The organism is Sporosarcina cascadiensis, assembly GCF_009650995.1.
GTDB classification, from domain to species: domain Bacteria; phylum Bacillota; class Bacilli; order Bacillales_A; family Planococcaceae; genus Sporosarcina; species Sporosarcina cascadiensis.
On the sequence record NZ_WHVV01000004.1, the window covers coordinates 220851 to 244238 of the forward strand.

General features: G+C 42.8%; 23 protein-coding genes and 1 other annotated feature. Of the genes, 2 read left to right on the top strand and 21 right to left on the bottom strand.

Annotated elements, in window-relative coordinates; genetic code table 11:
- Window positions 1-61 precede the first annotated feature (61 nt).
- A complete protein-coding gene (locus tag GDZ68_RS06515) occupies window positions 62-445 on the top strand; it encodes a sigma-w pathway protein ysdB (RefSeq protein WP_153721459.1) in 384 nt (127 codons plus the stop codon).
- Window positions 446-483: 38 nt separating this feature from the next.
- On the opposite strand, the gene GDZ68_RS06520 is transcribed toward GDZ68_RS06515, so the two are convergent.
- The 20 genes from GDZ68_RS06520 to citZ all read right to left on the bottom strand — a co-directional run bounded on the left by GDZ68_RS06520 (window position 484) and on the right by citZ (window position 21847).
- On the bottom strand, window positions 484-774 hold the full coding sequence (locus tag GDZ68_RS06520) for a DUF1294 domain-containing protein (RefSeq protein WP_228551027.1): 291 nt from the start codon (window positions 772-774) through the stop codon (window positions 484-486).
- Between the two features lie 79 nt (window positions 775-853).
- Window positions 854-1213, bottom strand: a complete 360-nt coding sequence (rplT, locus tag GDZ68_RS06525; protein ID WP_081242223.1) for a 50S ribosomal protein L20 — start codon at window positions 1211-1213, stop codon at window positions 854-856.
- A 69-nt stretch (window positions 1214-1282) separates the two neighbouring features.
- Window positions 1283-1483, bottom strand: a complete 201-nt coding sequence (gene rpmI, locus GDZ68_RS06530; RefSeq protein ID WP_085131191.1) for a 50S ribosomal protein L35 — start codon at window positions 1481-1483, stop codon at window positions 1283-1285.
- Between the two features lie 26 nt (window positions 1484-1509).
- On the bottom strand, window positions 1510-2016 hold the full coding sequence (gene infC / locus GDZ68_RS06535) for a translation initiation factor IF-3 (protein WP_153721461.1): 507 nt from the start codon (window positions 2014-2016) through the stop codon (window positions 1510-1512).
- 486 nt (window positions 2017-2502) lie between these two features.
- Complete coding sequence (gene thrS / locus GDZ68_RS06540) at window positions 2503-4434, bottom strand: threonine--tRNA ligase (RefSeq protein ID WP_153721462.1); 1932 nt, start codon at window positions 4432-4434, stop codon at window positions 2503-2505.
- A gap of 59 nt (window positions 4435-4493) precedes the next feature.
- Window positions 4494-4723, bottom strand: a binding site (T-box leader).
- A gap of 112 nt (window positions 4724-4835) precedes the next feature.
- Complete coding sequence (gene dnaI / locus GDZ68_RS06545; protein WP_153721463.1) at window positions 4836-5777, bottom strand: primosomal protein DnaI; 942 nt, start codon at window positions 5775-5777, stop codon at window positions 4836-4838.
- Between the two features lies 1 nt (window position 5778).
- A complete protein-coding gene (locus GDZ68_RS06550) occupies window positions 5779-7146 on the bottom strand; it encodes a replication initiation and membrane attachment family protein (protein ID WP_153721464.1) in 1368 nt (455 codons plus the stop codon).
- A 44-nt stretch (window positions 7147-7190) separates the two neighbouring features.
- Complete coding sequence (gene nrdR, locus GDZ68_RS06555; RefSeq protein WP_153721465.1) at window positions 7191-7658, bottom strand: transcriptional regulator NrdR; 468 nt, start codon at window positions 7656-7658, stop codon at window positions 7191-7193.
- A 117-nt stretch (window positions 7659-7775) separates the two neighbouring features.
- Window positions 7776-8798 carry a glyceraldehyde-3-phosphate dehydrogenase gene (locus GDZ68_RS06560; RefSeq protein ID WP_153721466.1) on the bottom strand — a complete coding sequence of 341 codons (1023 nt, stop codon included), beginning with the start codon at window positions 8796-8798 and terminating at the stop codon, window positions 7776-7778.
- Window positions 8799-8988: 190 nt separating this feature from the next.
- Entirely contained in the window at window positions 8989-9579 is a 591-nt protein-coding gene (gene coaE / locus GDZ68_RS06565; protein WP_153721467.1) for a dephospho-CoA kinase, read from the bottom strand.
- Between the two features lie 12 nt (window positions 9580-9591).
- Entirely contained in the window at window positions 9592-10464 is an 873-nt protein-coding gene (gene mutM / locus GDZ68_RS06570; protein ID WP_153721468.1) for a bifunctional DNA-formamidopyrimidine glycosylase/DNA-(apurinic or apyrimidinic site) lyase, read from the bottom strand.
- Between the two features lie 10 nt (window positions 10465-10474).
- On the bottom strand, window positions 10475-13099 hold the full coding sequence (gene polA / locus GDZ68_RS06575; RefSeq protein ID WP_153721469.1) for a DNA polymerase I: 2625 nt from the start codon (window positions 13097-13099) through the stop codon (window positions 10475-10477).
- Between the two features lie 464 nt (window positions 13100-13563).
- Window positions 13564-14586, bottom strand: a complete 1023-nt coding sequence (gene hflC, locus GDZ68_RS06580; protein ID WP_153721470.1) for a protease modulator HflC — start codon at window positions 14584-14586, stop codon at window positions 13564-13566.
- Window positions 14583-15572, bottom strand: a complete 990-nt coding sequence (gene hflK / locus GDZ68_RS06585) for an FtsH protease activity modulator HflK (RefSeq protein WP_153721471.1) — start codon at window positions 15570-15572, stop codon at window positions 14583-14585. Before hflK ends, hflC begins: the two co-directional genes overlap by 4 nt.
- Before the next feature lie 72 nt (window positions 15573-15644).
- Window positions 15645-17063 carry a two-component system histidine kinase PnpS gene (pnpS, locus tag GDZ68_RS06590; RefSeq protein ID WP_153721472.1) on the bottom strand — a complete coding sequence of 473 codons (1419 nt, stop codon included), beginning with the start codon at window positions 17061-17063 and terminating at the stop codon, window positions 15645-15647.
- Window positions 17064-17068: 5 nt separating this feature from the next.
- Window positions 17069-17764, bottom strand: a complete 696-nt coding sequence (locus GDZ68_RS06595; RefSeq protein WP_153721473.1) for a response regulator transcription factor — start codon at window positions 17762-17764, stop codon at window positions 17069-17071.
- On the bottom strand, window positions 17754-18239 hold the full coding sequence (locus tag GDZ68_RS06600) for a MaoC/PaaZ C-terminal domain-containing protein (RefSeq protein ID WP_153721474.1): 486 nt from the start codon (window positions 18237-18239) through the stop codon (window positions 17754-17756). The genes GDZ68_RS06595 and GDZ68_RS06600 overlap by 11 nt, the downstream gene beginning before the upstream one ends.
- Before the next feature lie 144 nt (window positions 18240-18383).
- Window positions 18384-19322, bottom strand: coding sequence for a malate dehydrogenase (gene mdh, locus GDZ68_RS06605; RefSeq protein ID WP_153721475.1), 939 nt, complete (start codon window positions 19320-19322; stop codon window positions 18384-18386).
- 69 nt (window positions 19323-19391) lie between these two features.
- Window positions 19392-20663 carry an NADP-dependent isocitrate dehydrogenase gene (gene icd / locus GDZ68_RS06610; RefSeq protein ID WP_255425137.1) on the bottom strand — a complete coding sequence of 424 codons (1272 nt, stop codon included), beginning with the start codon at window positions 20661-20663 and terminating at the stop codon, window positions 19392-19394.
- A 68-nt stretch (window positions 20664-20731) separates the two neighbouring features.
- Window positions 20732-21847, bottom strand: coding sequence for a citrate synthase (gene citZ / locus GDZ68_RS06615; protein ID WP_153721477.1), 1116 nt, complete (start codon window positions 21845-21847; stop codon window positions 20732-20734).
- Window positions 21848-22031: 184 nt separating this feature from the next.
- Here citZ and GDZ68_RS06620 point away from each other — a divergent pair, with 184 nt between their 5' ends.
- Window positions 22032-22997: an AI-2E family transporter gene (locus GDZ68_RS06620; RefSeq protein ID WP_153721478.1), complete on the top strand. Its 966-nt coding sequence runs from the start codon at window positions 22032-22034 to the stop codon at window positions 22995-22997.
- On the opposite strand, the gene GDZ68_RS06625 is transcribed toward GDZ68_RS06620, so the two are convergent.
- Window positions 22990-23373, bottom strand: a complete 384-nt coding sequence (locus GDZ68_RS06625; protein ID WP_153721479.1) for an FxsA family protein — start codon at window positions 23371-23373, stop codon at window positions 22990-22992. The genes GDZ68_RS06620 and GDZ68_RS06625 overlap by 8 nt on opposite strands.
- Between the last annotated feature and the right edge of the window lie 15 nt (window positions 23374-23388).

A 23388-nucleotide genomic window follows, 5' to 3' on the forward strand; every position in this document is an offset into this window, starting at 1 on the left:
GAAACCTTTTGCATTGCTCGCCCGTAAAGTAGTGTAATATATCTTTGCAGGAGTTGATTTCATGGTTTTATTGATTCGCGTATTCATCATCGCACTGGTGATTTACCTGTTTTATGCTGGTATCCGCTATTTGACAGATGCCAAGCGGAAATTGGATGAAGCATATGAAAAAGAGCAATATTATTTTTTTGACGATGTGAAAAATATCCGCAAAAACTTCTTCATCACCTATAAAGGTGCCATGTTTGAAGGTGAAAAATATTTAGGCACAACAACGGATTCTTTTGATGTAGTCTCCATTTTCATCTGGGTGAAAAATGAAGCAAAACTTCAAGGAATGACCAAGGAAGATTTTCATTTCTTGGAATCTGAAGTGAAAACTAATTATCCCCATGCGGAGATCAATTGGAAGAATCCTATTGAGCAGCTTATGAAATCAGAATAGTGCAGAGAGGAAATAGCTTATCCAGGCTGTTTCCTTTTTTAATAAGTTATGGTACTCGGCAGGCGAACACCTAAAGCAACAAGTATCAGCACAATGTCAGCCATAGCGAGCAGTAAGAAACCGATTCGGAATCCCGTCTTTCTTGTTTTGTGGCGGAAAACTTGCATACCTAAATACGAACCGACTCCCCCGCCGAGTATCGCAAGAAGCCAAAGATTGCGTTCGGGAACACGCTGCCTTCTTTTCTTCGCCTGATTCTTATCGTAGCCCATCGATGCAAATGCCCAAATAGATAGGATCGCCATATAAATCATCAGTGTCTGTGCCAAATGATTCACTCCTCCCATACGAAAAAACCGCTGTCGTTTCATATAAGAATGAAAACAACAGCGGTAATTTTAGTTCATCTTATTTTGCAACCGACTTTTTTGCAGTTTCTGCAAGTTGTGCAAATGCTTGTGCATCTGTAACTGCAAGATCTGCAAGCATTTTACGGTTCACATCGATGCCAGCTACTTTCAAGCCGTGCATTAATGTGCTGTATGAAAGACCGTTCATACGTGCTGCCGCGTTGATGCGTGTAATCCATAGTTTACGGAAATCACGTTTCTTTTGACGACGGTCACGGTATGCATAGTTATAAGATTTCATTACCTGTTGGTTAGCAACCTTATAAAGTCTATGTTTTGAACCAAAGTAGCCTTTTGCTAGTTTTAATACTTTTTTATGACGCTTGCGCGTGACTGTTCCACCTTTTACGCGTGGCATAGTGCATTACCTCCTGCTTATCCTGTAAGTGTGTGTTGATAGAATTCGTTGCCGAGTTTTCTACCGATATTACTTCATGTTTGTTAGCATTTCACGAATACGCTTGTAATCGCCTGAAGAAACTAGTGAAGACTTACGTAGGTGACGTTTAGCCTTCGTAGATTTGTTAGCAAAAAGGTGACTTGTGTAAGCACGGCCACGCTTTAATTTACCAGATCCAGTTCTTTTGAAACGTTTCGCGGAACCGCGGTGAGTTTTCATTTTTGGCATGTTCTGTTCCTCCTAAATTGTTCGTGTTACTGTTTTTCGGCAAGCGGTGCAAGTATTAAGAACATGCTCCGGCCTTCCATTTTCGGCTTAACTTCAACAGTTGCGACTTCTTTGCAGGCTTCTGCAAAGCGATCGAGCACTCGTTGTCCGATTTCTTTGTGCGTAATTGCACGTCCACGGAAACGAATAGAAGCTTTTACCTTATCCCCGTGTTCCAGGAATTTAACTCCATTGCGAAGTTTCGTCTGGAAATCGTGTTCATCAATTGTCGGGCTAAGCCGAACTTCTTTCATATTGATGATCTTCTGATTTTTACGAACTTCACGCTCTTTCTTTTGCTGTTCGAACTTGAACTTTCCATAGTCCATAACACGAGCTACTGGGGGCTTCGCTTGTGGAGCGACAAGAACAAGGTCCAGGTTCACTCGAGCAGCAATTTCTAAAGCTTCATTACGTGTTTTGATACCGAGTTGTTCACCATTGTGATCAATTAAGCGCAGCTCACGTGCTCGGATACCGTCATTTACGTACATGTCTTTGCTAATAGTAATCCACCTCCGAATATTGTCTCGTGAATACACGTTTTGGGTATGTCGAAAGACTCGACTTTAGGTTCCCATAGGTCCATCCATTTTACGAAATAAAAAAAGTAGACAAATGATATTTGTCTACCCGCGTAAGTAATCTATGCAGTTACGCATAGTAATTCACTTATGTGCCAACCTGCCAACAACTTCATTGCGTCGATCAGGTGAGAAGCGGGTAGCCTCTTCTTATACCACAAACTGTATTCAGTTAACCTTATTTACTCTATCATGTATTGAACTGAGTGTCAACAACTTGAAATCTCTAAGTTGTTATAAGCACTTTTTATGTTTGAAATAATTCAACTTTATAAGTATACCGCATTATTTAAACTTTAGCAACTGTTTTATATAATTCTAACAAATTTACCGCTTCAAGTTAAAACGCGCAGCTATTAATAGCTACGCGTTTTACTTCAAAAGAGTTCGATTCTCTTACTTCTTCACATCTTCTTGAATCAATTCTAAAAACGCATCAAATGACATGACTTCCGATTTTTGTTCTCCGTATTTGCGGACGTTCACTTCGCCTGCCTCGACTTCTTTGTCTCCAAGAACAAGCATATAAGGTACTTTTTGAACTTGTGCTTCACGGATTTTGTAGCCAAGCTTTTCATCACGGCTGTCTACGTCAACTCGGAAACCTGCAAGCGTTAAATTCTCTTTCACTTGCTCGGCGTAATCAAAATGCACATCAGGTGATACCGGAATCACTTCTACCTGAACAGGTGCAAGCCAAGTCGGGAATGCTCCTTTATATTCTTCAATTAAGAAGGCAACAAAACGTTCCATAGTAGAAACTACGCCGCGGTGAATAACGACCGGACGGTGCTGTTTTCCGTCTTCCCCAATATAAGTCAGATCAAAGCGTTCAGGAAGCAGGAAGTCCAGCTGTGCAGTAGAAAGAGTCTCTTCCATACCGATTGCTGTCTTAACCTGTACATCAAGCTTCGGTCCGTAGAACGCCGCCTCGCCTTCTACTTCTGTATATGGAAGTTCTAGCTCATCCATTGCTTCTTTCAGCATAAACTGTGCACGTTCCCACATTTCATCATCATCAAAATATTTCTTTGTATCTTCAGGGTCCCTGTATGACAGGCGGAATGAATAATCCTTAATGTTGAAGTCTTTATAAACTTCAATAATTAATAAAATTACACGCTTCAACTCTTCTTTAATCTGGTCTGGACGGACGAAAATATGAGCATCGTTCAACGTCATACCACGTACCCGCTGAAGACCGGAGAGAGCTCCTGACATTTCGTAACGGTGCATTGTTCCGAGTTCTGCTATGCGGAGCGGCAAGTTACGATAAGAGTGGATGCCATTTTTATAAATCATCATGTGATGCGGGCAGTTCATCGGACGTAAAACCAAATCTTCGTTATCCATGCTCATTGCCGGGAACATACCGTCCTGATAGTGATCCCAGTGACCTGATGTCTTATACAATTCTACGCTTCCGAGAACCGGAGTGTACACGTGCTGATAGCCCAGCTTTTCTTCTTTATCTACAATGTAGCGCTCAACAACACGGCGGATCGTTGCGCCTTTTGGCAGCCAGAGCGGCAAGCCCTGTCCGACCTTCTGGGAGTTAGTGAATAGATTAAGCTCCTTGCCGATTTTCCGGTGATCCCGTTCTTTCGCTTCTTCTAATAAGTGCAACTGCTCTTTCAGTTCATCTTTCTTGAAGAACGCTGTACCATAAATACGCTGAAGCATTTTATTGTCTGAGTTCCCTCTCCAATAAGCACCGGCGATACTGAGCAATTTGAATTCTTTCAGCTTGCCTGTTGACGGTACGTGAATGCCGCGGCACAGGTCAAAAAATTCACCCTGTTCATAGATTGAAACTTGTTCACCTTCAGGAATAGCTTCAAGCAGTTCAAGCTTGTATTCGTCATCAATTTCTTTAAAACGTTTTTTTGCTTCTTCACGGGAAACGTCATGACGGATAATCGGTAAGTTTTCACCGATAATTCGCTTCATTTCTTTTTCCAGCTCAGGTAAATCTTCCGCAGTGATTGGCGTCGGTGAATCGATGTCATAATAAAATCCGTTTTGGATAACCGGACCGATTCCCAGTTTTGCATCCGGGAATTTACGTTTAACAGCCTGTGCTAACAGGTGAGCCGTACTGTGTCGCAGAATTTCCAAAGCCTCATCAGAAGTCGGTGTGACAATACTAATCTCCCCGTCTTCATGAATCGGTGTCTTCAAGTCGATCAGCTGATCTCCAATTTTTCCTGCTAGCGCGCTTTTACGCAGCCCCGGGCTGATAGATCCAGCTATGTCTTCAGTTGTTGTACCGTTTGGAAACTCTTTTACTGCTCCATCTGGAAATGTTAAATGAATGTTTTCTGCCATCTGTATAACTCCCTCTCCTATTTAAAATTAAAAATTTGAACGCAAAAAAGCCTCATCCCTAAAGGGACGAGGCTTGAGCTCGTGGTTCCACCCTTCTTCCTTCTGTCCGCTAATACTCGGAGAGACGAAGCTTTCGATCGGCTAACGGGCCGTTACCGTCATCAGCTACTTGAATTCACTGACGCTGCTCGGAGGCGGTAAATGTAATTTTCTGCCTGCAAGGGTTTCAGCCGTGCCCCTGCTCTCTGGAAGGTGAAAAATTCAGTATTGTCCTCTTCGATGCATTTCGATAATTTTATATTGAACTGAGTCATATTATAGAAAACTCTGCGTGAAAATGCAAGCATATTTTCTTATTTCTTTCATTTCACAAATTAGCTGGAATTATCCCAGACAGCCGATCAATCACGCCAGCTTTGCCCGCCCAGCTTGAAAGGCAGGCTGACCATACGTATCCTCTCCATTATTCTCGCGGCTTTAATTGGTTCTTTTTCTCCGCGCTGAGAAGTGGTCAGATGATGTTCCAGTTGGTTGTAATCGAAATTGGATGTGAAGAAAACAGGCAGTTTTTCAGCCATACGGTATTGCAGAATCGTACCCAGCACTTCGTCCCGAGTCCATGTAGACATCGTTTCTGCCCCGATATCATCAAGCATAAGAACAGGCGCTTTTTTAACGAAATTCACTTTTTCATCAAGTGTCTGATTTTGAATAGACTGCTTCATTTCGCGCAGAAATTCCGGTACATAGACAACAACCGTCTGTACTTGGCGTGTAGCCAGTTCATTGGCCAAGGCGCCCAAAATAAAAGACTTTCCGATTCCGAAATCACCATATAAATAAAATCCCCGATCCGGTACTTCCCCTGTCGAATCTATCGTATTCAGGAAATCTTTCGCAGCCCTCATCACCCGTACACGACTGTCTTCAGAAATAAAGTCGACATTTGACAGCCGGGCTTCCATAACCTCTTTCGGCATATACATGCTGTTGACCATTTTCGAGACATTTCGACGTTCATCGTCAAGCTGCTTGGTCGGACAGACAATGTAATCTAAATCAATCAAGCGCTGCGAAATGACTAACTTCGGTTCGAAACCTTTCATAACATTAATACAGCCGCCAAGATTTGGGCAGCGGTCGCATTTATGCGAGGCTGTCGTGAATTCATACAGTTTCCCTAAACTGCGGTTCACCACTTCTGTGTTAATCTCATCAGCATGTTCGCTTATGAACTGCTGCACTGCAGGATCTTCAAGTACTTCTGTACGCAGTTCATCATATCGCGACGCCAATGAAGGTGCATTCACCACTCGCTTCATGGCATCCCCAATTCGTTCCATTTTACTTCACCTCGTTTTCTTCTATGCCCAGTTCTTTCATTAATTTGCGGCGTTCTTCTTCTACATCAAAATCAGCTGGCACTTCCGGATTTTTCTTGTTTTCACTGCGTTTAGAAAACCACTCGGGCACTTGTTCTTCTCTAGTCGTTTTTTGCTTTCTATTCGAAGTCTTTTTACCTTCCGTTTTCCATGCCAGATACTGATCATGCTCTTCTCTTGATAACCTCATCGCCGTTTTCGCATCCAGCACACCTTTTGAAGCCCAGTGAGAAGCGATGCGTTCAGCATACCCTTTGGTGATTTTTCCGTCATTACGAATCTTTAAATACTGAAATAGGACATTCACTACTCCCACTGGCAGTTCATGGGTTATAATCAGTGTCTCCGCCAATTTAAGATCCACTTCAAAAGGCTCTTTTCCGTTATTCATATCACGCAGCATCTCTTTCGGAGAGATGTTCTCTAAATAATGAAGGTACTCTTCTTCCTTGCTCATAGCTGACTTTGAAGACTCTTTCGATTTGGTTGTGATGAAAGATGTCTGTAATTTTGGCGGCTTTTTTGAACGGTTCATTTTATAAAATTCAGAAGCTGCTCTTTTCAGTCGTTCTTCTGACACTGTATGATTGTCATCCATTGACATCATGACAACACTTTGCATGTCAAGCGGATTAAGCGAATATAAAAAGGCCAATTTTGCAATCATTTCCTGGGAAATGCTCCGAAGTGAAGTTCTCGGCATCATCTGTTCTGAAAGTCCCGCGTAAAATAACTCAAAGTTGAAATCATATTGCTGAAAAGGGATGCCATCCGCTGTTGTTTTGCCTTTAAATTGACTCCCCGCGGTGATTTCTACAGCCTGCTGATCTCCTCTGGCAGGCTGGAATACATCTAGAAATGTACGGGAAATATCAGTATATTCCTGTTCTTCAATCGTTTCGGCCAGAAATCTGCTGCGCAGCTGACGATAAGGCTTCTCTCCAATTTTACTGAATAAAAAAGTAGATAACAATGGATCATTGAAATAGGAAGGTGCATCTAAAGGCGGCAGCAATTCATAAAGAAAAGAACGCGCTTCATTTTCATCGCGTTTCTTATATGTACGAAGCAGCCCGATCGCTTCCAATGAAATTCTTGCTTGAAAAATCCTCTGCAGCGGAAACGAAAGAACATTCATCAAATAATAATGGGAATGTTCTTGCGGCTCCTGATTTTCTGCATCTGTCCAAAGCGTCAGAAATAAGCTGACGGCTTCTGAACCGATCAGCGGCTGATAAAATAATGTAATCATCTGCCGGTCGTACGCTGAAAAGGGATGCGTCAGCTTCACCCGGAAGGAATCGACAGGCTGCAGTTCTGTGTAAAGCATGTTGACAATCGCCTCCTTCAACGGTCAGAGAAGGGAAATCATCCCTACTCTCGTCGGTCTTTCCTGCTTTGCAAGCGCTGTAATTCATCAATAAAAATCGTGATATCTTTGTAATGCCGGTAGACAGAAGCAAATCTCACATAAGCAACTTCATCCACATCTACAAGACGTTCCATTACCATTTCCCCTACTTGATCAGATTCGATTTCGACAACACCCGAGCTTCTTAGCTCTTTTTCTATCGAAACTACAATTTCTTTCAGTTTTTCGACAGGCACTGCACGTTTTTCGCATGCCCGGATTAAACCACGAAGTAATTTGTCACTGCTGAATTCTTCTCGTGTTGAATCTTTTTTCACTACAATCAACGGGGAATGTTCTACTTTTTCAAATGTCGTGAAACGATAACTGCATTTTTCGCACTCACGTCTTCTGCGAATCGATCGGTTTTCTTCCGCCGGACGTGAATCGATCACACGTGTTCCATTGTAATGGCAAGCTGGACATAACATAGTCGGTTCCTCCGCAATCTTATTAGGTAAGTTCATTATAACAGAAACTCTCCGCACAACAATATGAGGACAATGAAAAGCACTTCACCGTTCAAGGTGAAGTGCGTAGTTGCGCTATTAGGAAATTACTTTATTATTTAATGCAGCTGCTACTTTTCTAGTCAGTTGAACAACCCGTGCCGAGTAGCCCCATTCGTTATCATACCAGGCAAGGACTTTGATTTTCCGGTCGCCCATCACCATTGTTGAAAGACCGTCAACTGTCGCAGATTCCGTCGTCGTATTAAAGTCGATTGATACAAGTGGTTCTGTTGTGAAGCGAACGATTCCTTTTAAGGATCCGTTGGAAGCTTTTAAAAATGCATTGTTCACTTCTTCGACTGAAACGTCACGTTCTACATCCACTACTAAATCTACAAGAGAAACGTTGGGAGTGGGGATACGCAGCGCTAGGCCGTGAATCTTGCCTTCCAATTCTGGAAGCACCAGGGACAATGCTTTCGCCGCACCAGTGGAAGTAGGAATAATAGATTCACCACATGAACGAGCACGACGCAAGTCTTTATGTGGGTTATCCAAGTTTTTCTGATCATTCGTATAAGCATGTACAGTTGTCATCAAGCCATTGACAATACCGAACTCATCGTTCAATACTTTTGCCACAGGCGCCAGACAGTTTGTTGTACAGCTGGCATTCGAAATCACACTGTGCTTTTCCACATCTAGTTTGTCATCATTAACGCCAAGTACAATCGTAATATCTTCATTTTTACCAGGTGCTGTCAAGATCACTTTTTTAGCGCCCGATTCTAGGTGAAGTGCAGCCTTTTCGCGTGAATTGAAAACACCTGTTGATTCGATCACAATATCAACACCGAGCTCTTTCCACGGCAATTTTGAAGGATCACGCTGCGTGATCAGCTGTACACGTTTACCGTCTACAATAATTGCATTTTCTTCGGCTTGAATATCGCCGTCAAACACTCCGTGAGTAGAATCGTATTTTAATAGGTGAGCAATCGTTTCAGCTGGATATGTCGCGTTTACAGCAACTAAATTAACATCGTCTTCCTTGATAATCTGACGGAATACCATCCGTCCAATACGGCCGAGTCCGTTAATTGCAATTGTAGTAGTCATGAAAGGGATCCTCCTGCATGTATGTTATACTTATTATCTTTTATCGTTAATTAGTATAACATATATTACGACTAAGCCAACACTATTAGGAGTTTATTTTAAAAAATAAATTTTCTGAACAGTAATTATGTTGAATTTACACGCATTCCGGGGACACTGCATTTTCTCAATGTGTTATTTCTTGAATCGGTTACGCATGCCAACTAGCAAGAATCCTGTTTAATTGCTGCTCTGTTTCTTCTATTGTTCCATTGTTATGGATGACTGCATCTGCGCCCTGTTCTTTGATCTCCAAGTCGAGCTGTGATGCGATTCGTGCGTCAGCTTCCTCATCACTCAGCTTGTTACGGGCCATCAGCCTCTGTTTTTGCAGTTCCTTTCTAACAGAGACCACCAGAATCTTTTCAACATACGAATGTAGTTTACTTTCAAACAACAATGGAATGTCCATAATGACCGTTGAGAAGCCCTGTTCTATATATTGTTCTTTTTGTCTGACCATTTCTCCGCGGATAGCGGGATGCATCAATTCATTCAGCCGGCGGCGCTTATTCTCATCACCAAATACCACATTTCCAAGCTTCTCGCGATTAAGCGAACCATCTTCCCGAATGACTTCTTTGCCGAACACAGATTGAATTTCATCCAGTAAACGGGAACCAGGTTCAACTACTTCACGTGCAATAACATCTGCATCAACAATAGGGTAACCCTTATCACGCAGCATGTTTGCGACCGTACTTTTTCCGCTCGCAATACTGCCAGTCAGTCCAATGATCATATCTTCCACCCCTTATTTTTGACAGGCGGGGCAATAAACAGAAGATCTTCCCGCTATCTGTATGCTTCTTGTAGGCTTTCCGCAAGCTGTACAAACTTTTTTACCGTACATATGCAGGCGGTTCTGCATGGTGCCTGCGTTGCCATTCACTGAACGATAATCTGAAATCGTGCTGCCCCCTGCATCGATACTTTCCTGCAATACACGGACAATCTCTTCAAAAAGCTGGATTTTTCGTTTTCTACTGATTCTCTCCGTTTTTCTGCCTGGGTGTATGCTCATATGGAATAATGCCTCAGTCGCGTATATATTCCCGCATCCCGAAATGACTTTGCCGTCCATTATCACTTCTTTGATCGGTTTGCCTTTATATTTTGCCGACTCTGCCAGCGTTAGAAAATGCTCCAGTGCAACTTCAGAGAAAGGTTCAGGCGCCATTTCCAGCAATGGCGGAAAATCTTCTTCTGACTGCAAGAGCCGCATTTCCCCAAATCTGCGAATATCAGAATAAATCAGCAGACCGCCGTCTTCCATTTCTAAGAAAATATGTGCATGCTTACGAAACTTCTCTTCTGTAATTTCATCAGGAGATTCCACAACAAACCAAGCGCCCGTCATGCCTAAATGGCTGACGAGCAAATGCGGCTGATTGTGTTTCTGTAAATGAAAATAAATATATTTACTGCGTCGGACAATCCTTTGAATCTGCATCTGCTCCATATCGTGCAGAAAGTCCTCTACTGTTTTCCCTTTGATAATTGTTTCTTTTCCAGCAGATTTGGAAGTGACAACCGTATCAGAAACAGACAGCTGTTTGATCGTCCGTCCTTCCATCAGCGGTGCTAGATCCCTCACCACTCCTTCTACTTCAGGCAGTTCCGGCATGTGTAATCACTCACTTTGTTTCGTACCAGGATTCGCCGTAATCCCAATCGACTTTCAACGGAACGTCGAGTTGAATTGTCTGCTCCATTACTTCCGGTACGATTTCTTTTAGTTTTTCTAACTCTTCAATCGGAGCCTCAAATATCAATTCATCATGCACTTGCAGCAGCATCCGGGCCTGGAGATTTTCCTTTTCAAGCCGGGTATCCATATCAATCATCGCTTTTTTGATGATATCAGCTGCCGTGCCTTGAATCGGCGTATTCATCGCTGTCCGCTCTGCAAATCCGCGCAAATTAAAGTTAGAGCTCGTAATGTCTGGCAAATAGCGTCTTCTCTTGAGAAGTGTTGTCACGTAGCCCTTCTGCTTGGCATCGATAATACTGTCATCCATATATTGCTTAACGCCCGGGAAGCTGGCCAAGTAGGTATCAATGAACTCTCCTGCTTCTTTACGTGTAATATTCAGGCTTTGTGACAGACCGTAATCACTGATTCCATAAACAATTCCGAAGTTCACAGCCTTTGCTGCACGGCGCATATTTCCGTCCACTTCATCTTCTCCCACACCAAACACATCCATCGCTGTCTTCGTATGAATATCTGCACCGTGACGGAAAGCATCTATCAGTTTTTCATCCTGGGAAATATGTGCGAGTACCCGCAGTTCGATTTGTGAATAGTCCGCTGCAAACATAATCCAGCCAGGTTTTGACGGGATGAAAGCGGCACGGATTTTGCGGCCCTCCTCAAGACGGATCGGGATGTTCTGTAAATTGGGGTTGATAGAGCTTAAGCGTCCCGTTTGGGTTAGTGCCTGCTGAAAACGTGTATGGATTTTTCCATCTTCATGAATTTCTTTCGATAAGCCTTCGATATAAGTAGAGTTTAATTTACCTAGCTGGCGATACAGTAAAATGTGCTGGATAATCTCATGCTCACTTTCAAGCTTTTCCAGTACATCTGCTGCAGTAGAATAGCCGGTTTTCGTTTTCTTGATAGGAGTCAGACCAATCTTTTCGAATAAAATAACCCCGAGCTGTTTCGGAGAATTAATATTGAACTTTTCGCCCGCCATTTCATAGATGCTTTTCTCGATCAATGCCAGCCGTTCAGATAACTGCAGGCCGATTGTTTGCAGCACTCCCAGGTCAGTCTTAACTCCTGTCACTTCCATCTTGCCTAAAATTTTAGCCAATGGGAGTTCCAGTTCATGAAATAACTCCTGCTGTTCATTCTCTTCAAGTTGCTTCTCAATGATTGGATAAAGTTCCCACACTGCATGTGCTTTTCTTGCTGTATGATCCGCCAGCTTTTCAGAAGACGGCAAAGCTCGTTTCGCCCCTTTCCCATAAACCGTTTCATCACTTTCTATGCCATGATAACCGAATGACCGGGCGATTTCCGATACTTCACCTGTCGAGAAGGAAGGATTGACGATATAGGCGGCCAGCATAAGATCAAAATCTGAACCGTTCAGCTTCATACCGAGCCGTGCCAAAGCCGCATATGCCGACTTAGAATCAGAAGCATATTTATGCTTTGTCCGGTCTTCCAGCCACCCTTTTAAAATAGCAGAGGATGTGGCAACTTCTGTAGGAATGAAATACGTATTCTGATCATCCGCCAGTCCAATACCTAAAATTGCAGCAGATAAATAATTATCACCATCAATTTCTACATGAAGGGACATTGTTTCAGTCAGCATATCAGCCGTTACCTCACTGACAGTATGAATTTCCACTTCTTCCATCGTCTGCACTTCAACAGGTGCATCCATTTTTTCAAGCAGCGAATTAAACTGCAGCTCTTTATAAAGCTGAATGACTGCTTCATCGTTCTTGCCCGCATAATCCAGATCGTCCAGACCCCTGCTGATCGGTGCATGTATTTCAATCGTTGCAAGCTCTTTACTCATGATTGCCTGCTCTTTATTGTTCACTAAGTTTTCCTTCATCTTTTTAGCTGTGATCTGTTCGATCGATTCATATACTTTTTCCACTGAGCCGTATTCTTTCAACAGCTTTAATGCAGTCTTCTCGCCGATTCCAGGCACTCCCGGAATATTATCGGATGCGTCACCCATTAACCCTTTCATATCAATAATCTGCAATGGAGCGATGCCATATTTTTCTTCGATATGTTCCGGTGTATATTTTTCCAGATCGGTAATGCCTTTTCTTGTGATGCAGACTGTCGTATGTTCATTTGCAAGCTGTGTCAAGTCTTTGTCTCCTGAAATGATGACAACTTCCGCTTTCGCTTCACTGCATTCGCGGCTCAGTGTACCGATAATATCATCCGCCTCATAGAGATCAAGCTCGTACTGCTCAATGCCAAAGGCTTCGACCAATTTGCGAATATAAGGAAATTGTTCAGAGAGTTCAGGAGGAGTCTTCTGGCGCCCGCCTTTATATTCAGTAAACGTGCTGTGACGGAATGTTGTTTTCCCTGCATCCCATGCGACCAGTATGTGAGTCGGCTTTTCATTGTCCAAGATATTTTCAAGCATCATTGTAAATCCATAAACGGCATTGGTATGGATTCCTTTATCATTCGTCAGTAAGGGCAGCGCAAAAAACGCACGGTACGCCAGACTGTTTCCGTCAAGCAAGACAATTTTCTTCTTCGTCAACTTCCATCCCACTCCTTTGAGTTGCTTTTGCATCATCCAGCGGCAAGCGCCAGCTTATCGGGTCGTTTCGGTCTTAAAGATAAAGGCAAAGGGCGCCTTCATTTTAAGCCCTCCAACGCCTGTCGAAGCTGAACGGCGCTCGCCGCTTTTGAACCATCCAGCGGCAAGCGCAAGCTTATCGGGTCGTTTCGGTCTTAAAGATAAAGGCAAAGGGCGCCTTTATTGTAAGCCCTCCAACGCCTGTCGAAGCTTAACAGCGCTCGCCGCTTTTGAACCATCCAGCGGCAAGCGCCAGCTTATCGGGTCGTTTCGGTCTTAAAGATAAAGGCAAAGGGCGCCTTTATTTTAAGCTCTACAACGCCTGTCGAAGCTTAACGGCGCTGGCCGCTTTTGAAAATAAAAGCACGTCATTTTCATCTAGTTTACCACGGAGGCAACCAGAAATGAAAATGACGCACTTAAAGTTATTGTAAACCGCCGGTCAGCAGCTTGGCATACGGTGAATCTGCAGGCAGGATGATCATCGTTTCATCATCTACAACCTTAGAATACGACTGCAGCGTGCGGTATAATTTATAGAACTCAGGGTCTTTGGAAAAAGCATCATTATAAATCTTCGCAGCTTCCGCTTCACCCTGTGCTGTAATAATTGCCGCTTCTTTCTTCGCTTTCGCCAGCATTTCCTGCACTTCTCTGTCTGTTTCTGCTTCGATCTTACGCTTCTCTGCATCTCCTTCAGATAAATAGGATTGTGCAGTAGACTGACGTTCGGAAATCATCCGTGTATAGATGGACTGTTCGTTCTCTTCCGGAAGATCGATCCGTTTCATACGCACGTCGACTACTTCAATTCCGTAGTTTCCATCATTCAGAAAGTTATTGACTTTCTCGGTCACACGGTCGTTCAGGCTTCCGCGGGATGAGTCTTCGTCATTTACGACGTCCACATAATTCAGCCGTCCCATTTCATTTCGCACAACAGAATAAATGAACTCTTCCAAACGCGCTTCCGCATTGACGATATTACGTGCGTTGGAAATCATTTTCCCAGGATTGGTAATATGCCAAACTGCATAGTTATCGATGATAATACGTTTTTTATCCTTCGTCGTGATTTCCGCTTCTGATACATTCGAAGTCATCTGATTTTTTGGCAGCGTGGAAATACTTTGAATGAAAGGAACTTTTATATTAATTCCAGGTTCTTGAACAATGCGGGTAATTTCACCAAATTGGCGGACAACCCGGTATTCATTCTCTTTCACAATAAATAAATTGGAAATCAAAATGACAATGACGGCAAACGCAATGGTTAATCCGATAATCAGTTTAGCATATCGTTTCATATCCACATTCTTCTTTGGTTTGATCACTTTTACTTTAGGATTCTCTTCAGGCGCTTTCTGAGCAGTTTTCTTTTTCTCAGTATCACTCATCTTCTTCATTGCCTCTTCGATTTTTTTGAAAGGATTCTGTTCATTGCTCATGAAGCTTTCTCTCCTTTCTCAGCTGATTGGCCAGCCTTGTCGGAGTCGTTTGATTCTGCAGGCGGCACTGCTTGCGGCAGCTGCTGCAGCGGTAAATACTTCATCGTTTCTCCGCTGTCATTCATAATATAAAGATTCGCTTTTGGAAGAACTTGCTCGAGCGTTTCAATAATCAGACGGTCACGAGTGATTGCTTTGTTCTTTGCATACTCAGTGTACAGGTCCGTAAATAATGCAACGTCCCCCTGCGCTTGTTGAACACGTGCTGTTTTCTTACCTTTCGCCTGAGACTTAATGGCATCACGCTCACCGATTGCTTCTTTTGTTTTTTGGTTTTCATATTTCTTCGCTTCGTTTATTTTTGTGTTTTTTGTTTCACGTGCATCTGTTACAGCCGTAAATGCAGCACGGACTTCTGTATTCGGTAATTCCACATCCTGCAGTTTAACGCCTTGAATTGCCAGGCCGATGTCATAGTTATCTACAAGACTAGTTAATAAATCACGCGTTTTTGCTTCAATTTCCGCTTTCCCGTCCGTCAGAGCAGCATCGATTGTAGAGCTGCCGATCACTGACCGAATGGAAGCGGAAGCAGCGTCCCGCAAAATCTCAACCGGTTCTTCCGCATTAAACAGGTATTTCTTCGGATCGACAATGCGCCATTGAACCGTCAAATCAGTCAGAACGATGTATTCGTCGCCTGTAATCATTTTCGTTTCCTTGTCGACGATTTCACCGCTTTTATCCTGCTTATAACCGAAATGAATACTGTATGTTTCTTTTGATAAGATTTCTGCCCGCTGGATCGGCCACGGCAATTTAAAATGCAGACCCGATTCTACAACCGGCTCTCCTGCTTTCCCGAATGAAATCACTACAGCCTGTTCGGATTCATCTACTGTATACCAAGTCGTAAAGACAATCAGCAACAGCAGCAATCCAGTAACGGCTAAACCGAGTGTCACCAGGGTTCTTTTTGTTCCCATGCTAGTTCCTCCCTTTTCTATGTATAAATACTCTACGGAGCAGCAGGAGGTTTAGTTTCAACAATCCGTTTTTTATTTTATTTCTTCTTTCAACGGCAGCTGCAAAATGAATGTCGTGCCCGTTCCCACTTCACTGTCAACTGTCACTGTACCCTGATGTGCTTCAATAATATGTTTGACGATCGCTAAGCCGAGACCTGTGCCGCCCGACTCTCTGCTTCTAGCCCGGTCAATACGATAGAAGCGCTCAAACAAGCGCGGGAGCTCTGAAGGCATAATCCCTATCCCCTGATCAGTAACCGCAATAGAAACGCTGCCTGACACTTCCTGAATGGAGATTGTAATGACTGTCCCGCCTTGTGAATAGGCAACAGCATTGTTGAGCAAATTCACCATTACCTGAACTAATCGATCATGGTCTGCTTGAATCAGCAGACTTTCAGGTGCCTCCAAGACGATTTTCATATCTTTATCCTGCAGTTTCGTTTGAACAATCTTCACGGACTGCCCGATGACATCCATAAGATCGACAGGACGTCTGGTAATTTCAAAACTTCCTCGCTCCATACTGGACAGATGAAGCAGATCTTCAATTAATAATTGCAGCCGATTGCTTTCTTTGTACATAATTTCCAGAAACTCTCTTTTAATTGCCGCATCTTCCACTACTCCGTCCAGCAGCATTTCAGAAAATCCTTTAATGGATGTTACAGGTGTTTTTAATTCATGCGAAACATTGGCGACAAAATCCTTGCGTACTTGTTCCAGACGAATCAACTCCGTGATATCATGCAGGATGATGACAATGCCGAGCCAATTGCCATTTTCACCGATTACGGGCGCACCATAGACTTCCAAATGGCATAATCCGTCATCCAAATAGACTTTAGACTGGAATGAACGCTTTTCTTCCGTTAAAAATATTGCTTCAATTTCTCTTTCTATATCTGCTGGCAAGCCGATATCCTTGTACGTTCTGCCGATCAGCTCCTCGCTGCTCTTATGAAACGTTTCTTCATATACACGGTTCACCAGATTCACTGCACCTTGTCTGCCGAACATCAGTAAACTGCTGCCGATGCTGCTGATCAATGTTTTCAGTCGTTCTTGCTCCATCGTCCGCAGCGTTGAATTTTCTTGCAGATTACGTGCAATTTGATTGATCGCCGATGTTAATTGCTGATTCATTTGCCCATCTTCCCGGTGTGCTCTGACTATATAATTACCTTGTGCCAGCTGATGTGCGACATCAGTGAAATGATCAATCGGCTGCACATATTGCTGCAGCAATTTAGCCATGACAAACATCATAACTACAAACACCAGCGCAAGCGTGAATAACAAAAAGACCCAGTACTTTTGCTGAATGGCAGGATCAATATCTTCTGCAAATAAATGAAAAAATTGCCCTAAGATAATACCTAGCACAATTAATAAAATCGATAGAATGACTGCAGAGGCAGCCAATAATCTTGAGTAATAATTTTTCATCCGATTTACTCTCCGAACTTATAGCCGACCCCTCTCATCGTCTTGATATATCGGGGTTTCCTAGTATTTTCTTCAATCTTGTCACGCAAATGGCTGATATGAACATCCACGATTCTTGTATCTCCCGCAAATTCATAATTCCAGACAGCCTGAAGCAATTGGCCGCGTGTCAGCACTCGATTCGGATGCCGCATTAAATAAACAAGCAGCTCAAATTCTTTGCGCGTGAATTCCAACGGGCTATCTTCAAGATAGACTTCAAAACGATTAGGATAAACGAGTAATTGGCCCGCCTCCAGCATTTCGTCTTTTGGTTTCGCTCTTTCCCCTGTTCGACGAAGGACCGCTTTCACCCGTGCTGCCACTTCTCTCGGACTGAAAGGCTTTGTCATATAATCATCAGCGCCCATCTCCAAGCCGATGATCTTGTCCATTTCTTCTCCTTTTGCAGTCAGCATGATGATCGGCGTATCTATGTCTCGGTTACGCAATTGTCTGCAAACATCCATGCCATCAATTTTTGGCAGCATTAAATCTAAGATTATCAGATCAGGGCTTTCTTCCATGACCATTTTTAGTGCCTGTTCACCATCTTGTGCAATAGCCGTTTCATAGTTTGCCTGCATTAATGTAAATTCCAGCAGTTTTTGAATCGACTGCTCATCCTCTACAATCAGTATTTTCTGCAGCCTATTTACCATTGGCAGCTTCCCTTTTCGCCGTTTGTTCCGCCAAAGACCTCTCAGGTGCTATGACGACAACTTCACCGCTCATCACACGTTCACCTGATTCATCTGTCGCATCAACTGAAATCGTCACTTGATTCGATGTTATATCCAGCTTGGTAACTTCCAGAATGAATTCTACAATTGCATAATGATATACGGGTTTCGGAAAATGCAGCTGCTGATTAATGATATGGGCGCCGGGTCCGGGAAGGTGTTTAGAAATCGCGGATGTCACAATTCCTGTAAGCATAATCGGCGGAACAATCGGCTGTCCGTAAATGGTTTCCGCTGCATAATCATGCTGTAGATAAAGCGGATTTGCATCATTTGTCAATCCTAAATAAAGCATAAGATCTTTGTCTTCAATTTTCTCGGTTAAACTAAGCCTCTCGCCCACTTCCAGCTCGGATAACCCTTTCCCCAGCGTTTTACGTTTACCCTTCAACAAACAAATCTCCCCCTAATGTATTCTTGTGTAATGCAGCAAAAATCAGAAACTTTTACATTTAGTTAAAGTATACCAATCCGAATGAAGAAAATCGAGCAGCAAAAAATCGGACAGCAAAGGAGCCGCCCGATTCATATGAATTAATTATGCAAGAATGTTCATGACTGCTCGAACAGAGTCGGCCGATTGCTCAAGACCGGCTTTTTCATCATCTGTCAATTCCAGTTCTATAATTTTCTCGATCCCGCCTGCACCTAACACAGTCGGAACACCTAAATAAATACTGTCCATGCCGTATTCACCTTCCAGGAATGCTATGGAAGGCAGGACACGCTTTTGATCTTTAAGGATCGCTTCAGTCATTTCCACTAAAGCAGCGGCAGGCGCATAGTATGCAGAACCATTGCCTAAAAGATTAACAATCTCAGCTCCGCCTTTACGTGTACGATCAACGATTTCTTCCAGACGTCCTGCAGAAATCAACGTTTCAAGCGGAACACCGCCGGCAGTGGAATAACGTACTAACGGAACCATGTCATCTCCATGACCGCCTAATACAAAACCAGTCACATCTTTAACGGAGAGGTTCAATTCCTGAGCAACAAATGTACGGAATCGGGCTGTATCCAGTACGCCTGATTGTCCGATCACCCGCTCTTTAGGAAAGCCCGACTCTTTGTATACCGTATATGTCATGGCATCCACCGGATTCGTTAATACAATGATTTTCGTATCCGGTGAATATTTCACAATTTCAGCTGTTACTGATTTCATTACTTTTTGATTGGTCTGAACTAAATCGTCTCGGCTCATTCCGGGTTTGCGCGCAATTCCCGCAGTAATCACCACTACGTCGGAATCCTTTGTATCTTCATAATTGGAAGTTCCTATGATATTCGCATCGAACCCTTGAACCGGACCAGCTTCGAGCATGTCCAATGCTTTGCCTTTTGTCGGATTTTCCATCTGGGGAATATCAACGATTACGACATCACAAAGTTCTTTTTGAGCTAAAAGGAATGCAGTTGTTGCTCCAGTAAAACCAGATCCGATAACCGATACTTTTTTACGCTTCAATGACATGTAAAACTCTCCTTTTCAGAACAATATAATAGAAAAAAGGGGAACGGATCCCCCTTTCTCATGTATTTCTTATAGGTTTTTGATTAGTTCATCAGCAAATCCAGAAGTGCTGACTTCAGTTGCGTTGTCCATTAGACGTGCAAAATCGTACGTCACAACTTTAGACGCAATTGTGTTTTCAATAGAGGCAGTGATTAAATCAGCTGCTTCGTTCCAGCCAAGGTGCTGAAGCATCATAACGCCTGAAAGAAGAACGGATGAAGGGTTGACTTTATCCAATCCAGCATACTTAGGTGCTGTACCGTGAGTTGCTTCAAAGATCGCATGTCCAGTTACATAGTTGATGTTTGCTCCCGGTGCGATTCCGATTCCGCCTACTTGTGCAGCAAGCGCGTCAGAAATGTAATCCCCGTTCAAGTTCATAGTAGCCACTACATCGAACTCTTTTGGACGAGTTAAGATTTGTTGCAAGAAGATATCTGCAATAGCATCTTTTACGATGACTTTGCCGGCAGCTTCTGCGTCAGACTGTGCTTTATTTGCTGCATCTGTTCCTTCTGCTTCTTTAATGCGGTCATATTCTCTCCATGTGAATACTTTGTCGCCGTATTCCTGCTCAGCAACTTCATATCCCCAATTAGCGAATGCTCCCTCTGTAAACTTCATGATGTTTCCTTTATGAACAAGTGTCAATGATTTACGGCCTTCTTCAAAAGTATATTCTAAAGCAGCACGTACCAGACGCTTTGTACCGTCCTCAGAAATCGGCTTGATGCCAAGGCCTGAAGTTTCAGGGAAACGAATATTTTTAACACCTAGCTCTGTTTGAAGGAAGTTAACTAATTTTTTTACTTCATCGGAGCCTTCCTGATACTCAATTCCTGCATAGATATCTTCTGTGTTCTCACGGAAAATAACCATGTCACAATCCTCAGGACGTTTCACGGGTGAAGGTACTCCTTCAAAATAGCGAACCGGGCGCAAGCATGTGTAAAGATCAAGTTCTTGACGCAATGCAACGTTCAATGAACGGAATCCTCCGCCGATTGGTGTTGTAAGCGGTCCTTTAATCGCAATTAGATATTCTTCAATTGTGTCTAGAGTTTCTTTCGGAAGCCAGTCACCTGTTTGGTTGAAAGCTTTTTCTCCTGCTAGAACTTCTAACCAATTAATCTTCTTTTTGCCATCATAAGCTTTTTCGACAGCCGCTTCGATAACACGTGAAGCTGCGTTCCAGATATCTGGACCTGTACCGTCGCCGATAATGAAAGGAATCGTTGCGTGATCTGGGACGTTTAATACACCGTTAGTTACTGTAATCTTTCCATCATTAGTCATTATTAATATCCTCCTGATTTCAAAATCAGTGGGCCGGTATACGAAATACCGCCCCACAAATTTACTAGTTTTTATCGTTCATTGATTGGAACATACTTTTGCATGTCTGGTCCAACGTACTCTGCACGAGGACGGATCAAACGGTTGTTTTCGTATTGCTCGAGGATATGTGCAATCCATCCTGAGAAACGGGAAACTGCAAAAATAGGTGTGAAAATATCATGATCGATGTCTAATGAATGATATACCGAAGCCGAGTAGAAATCAACATTTGGAGGCAATTTCTTTTCGCCTGTCACAATTGATTCAATCTTCTCAGACATGTTATACCATTTTTCTTCACCACGAAGAGCAGTAAGTTTCTTAGACATTTCACGCAGGTGCTTAGCACGCGGGTCTCCCTGACGGTAAACGCGGTGACCGAAGCCCATGATCTTTTCCTTGTTAGCAAGCTTTTCACGAATATATGGCTCGACCTTATCTTCATCGCCGATCTCCATTAGCATATTCATAACCGCTTCGTTTGCTCCGCCGTGTAACGGTCCTTTAAGAGCGCCGATCGCAGCAGTAACACCTGAATACATATCAGATAGAGTTGCCACACATACACGCGCTGTGAATGTAGAGGCGTTTAACTCATGGTCTGCATGTAGTACAAGTGCCTTATTGAATGCTTCTTCTGCGATATCAGCAGGCTCTTCGCCCGAAAGCATATAAAGGAAATTTGCAGCATAGCTAAGACCTTTTTTAGGTGCAATTGGCTCTTGTCCTTTACGAATACGCGCGAAAGCAGTAACAACTGTTGCAACTTTTGCTTGAAGTTTAATCGCCTTTTTGTAGTTCTCTTCAGGTGACATATCTTCAGCTTTATCATCGTATAATCCTAGAAGTGAGATCGCTGTGCGAAGTGCTGCCATCGGATGCACTTTATCAATTGGATACGTACTAAAGTGATCGATTACCCCTTGCGGAATTTCTGCATGCTCTTCCAACTGCTGTGACAATTCGGCAAGCTCGTCTGAATTCGGAAGACGCTTATGCCAAAGAAGGTAAACTACCTCTTCAAAACTAGCATTATCCGCTAGATCGTCGATGCCATAACCCACATACGTGAGTGTGTCATCGATAATGGAACTGATTTGAGTTTGTGCTGCAACGATACCTTCCAATCCTTTTGTAGCTGTCATGATATTCTCTCCTTCTTTCCAGTTTGGCCATCCCCAGAGAAGCTGAGTGCAGAATGACGGCCACCTGCTAATTATATTTTTATCTAAAACGCTTACAAAATCCATTATAAGCATCTTTTATGGTTTTGTGAATGGTTAAGACGTTTTTTTATTTATAAATATTCTAAAAGGCTGGCGAAAAACTATGATTTCATTTGATTCACAACGCTTACAAACCTACACTCGTCAATGGTTGCCTGCATTACTGATTGCGATGTTTGTACTCATCATCCCGCCTATAGGATTTGCAGTCATTTTAGCTTTTTTCACAGCACCGCTAGTGAATGCCTTGATTTCACTCACTAGACTGCCGGCATTTTTAGCGGCATTAATCATTATGGCCGCCATAGGATTTTTGCTGTATGCTTTTGTTTTCTTCTCTGTCAACGGATTTATTTCGATAATCTGGACAATTGAAGATCAATTAGCGCTTGTCTTAGACATGATAGACAGCAAAGGCCTGCAATTTAATGTGGCGGCTGAACAATTTATCCAATCAAGCCATGAAGCAATGGAAGCTGTTCTCACTTTCTTCCAAAAATTATTTCAGCATTTATTTAGCCTGTTTATGTTTTTAATTGCTTATTTTTTCGCTTTGCGGGAAAGTGCTTCGAATCGTTTTTGGTTTCTAGTTTATTTCCCTCAGAAACTTCGTCCGGCAGCACAAAGGATATTCTCAAAAGCAAGTAGCTTGATGGGACATTTCTTCTCAGTACAGATTCGATTATTTTTCATTACCTTTTTACTCATGAGCATAGGATTTTGGTTCCTCGGATTTGAGTCGCATTTTACGAAAGCTTTTTTGCTGTCTTTATTCGACAGTATCCCGTTTTTAGGGATAGGACTGGTATTTTTACCGATGATCGCTTTTATGCTGTATATTGAAAACGTACAATCAGCAATCGGATTACTCGTTTTATATGTCTTACTGCTCATAGTCCGGCAGATGACAGAGTCCTATTTATGGGCGCATACTTTCAAATTACGGACCGTTCATTCATTTCTGATCACAGCATGCGCTGTATATTTATTCGGTTTATATGGCATTCTATTTTTACCATTTTTTCTTTTTCTTGCATTAAAAGTAAAAGAACATCCTGCATTCACATGACGCGAATTTGACCATTTCTCATTTTATTATAAAGCCATTTTATAATAAACGGATACAGTATTTTACGTGGACCGCTGAACAGCAGTAATAAACCACTCAGATCTGTAATAAATCCCGGAATCAGTAATAGTAATCCGCCAATGAAAATACACGCACTGTCAATCAGCGCTTTGCCCGGTGTTTGACGATTCGCCAAACGGTACTGAAGATCTTGCCAAGCGCGCAAGCCTTGCTTTTTAGCTAAATAGGCACCGCTTATTCCTGTCGCCAGGATGATGAAAATCGTCGGAAAAATTCCCAGTGCTTTACCTGAATACATTAACAGCGCCAGTTCTGCAGTTGGGACAATAATGAAAAGACCTACTAACCACTTCATAACGTAACCTCCGAA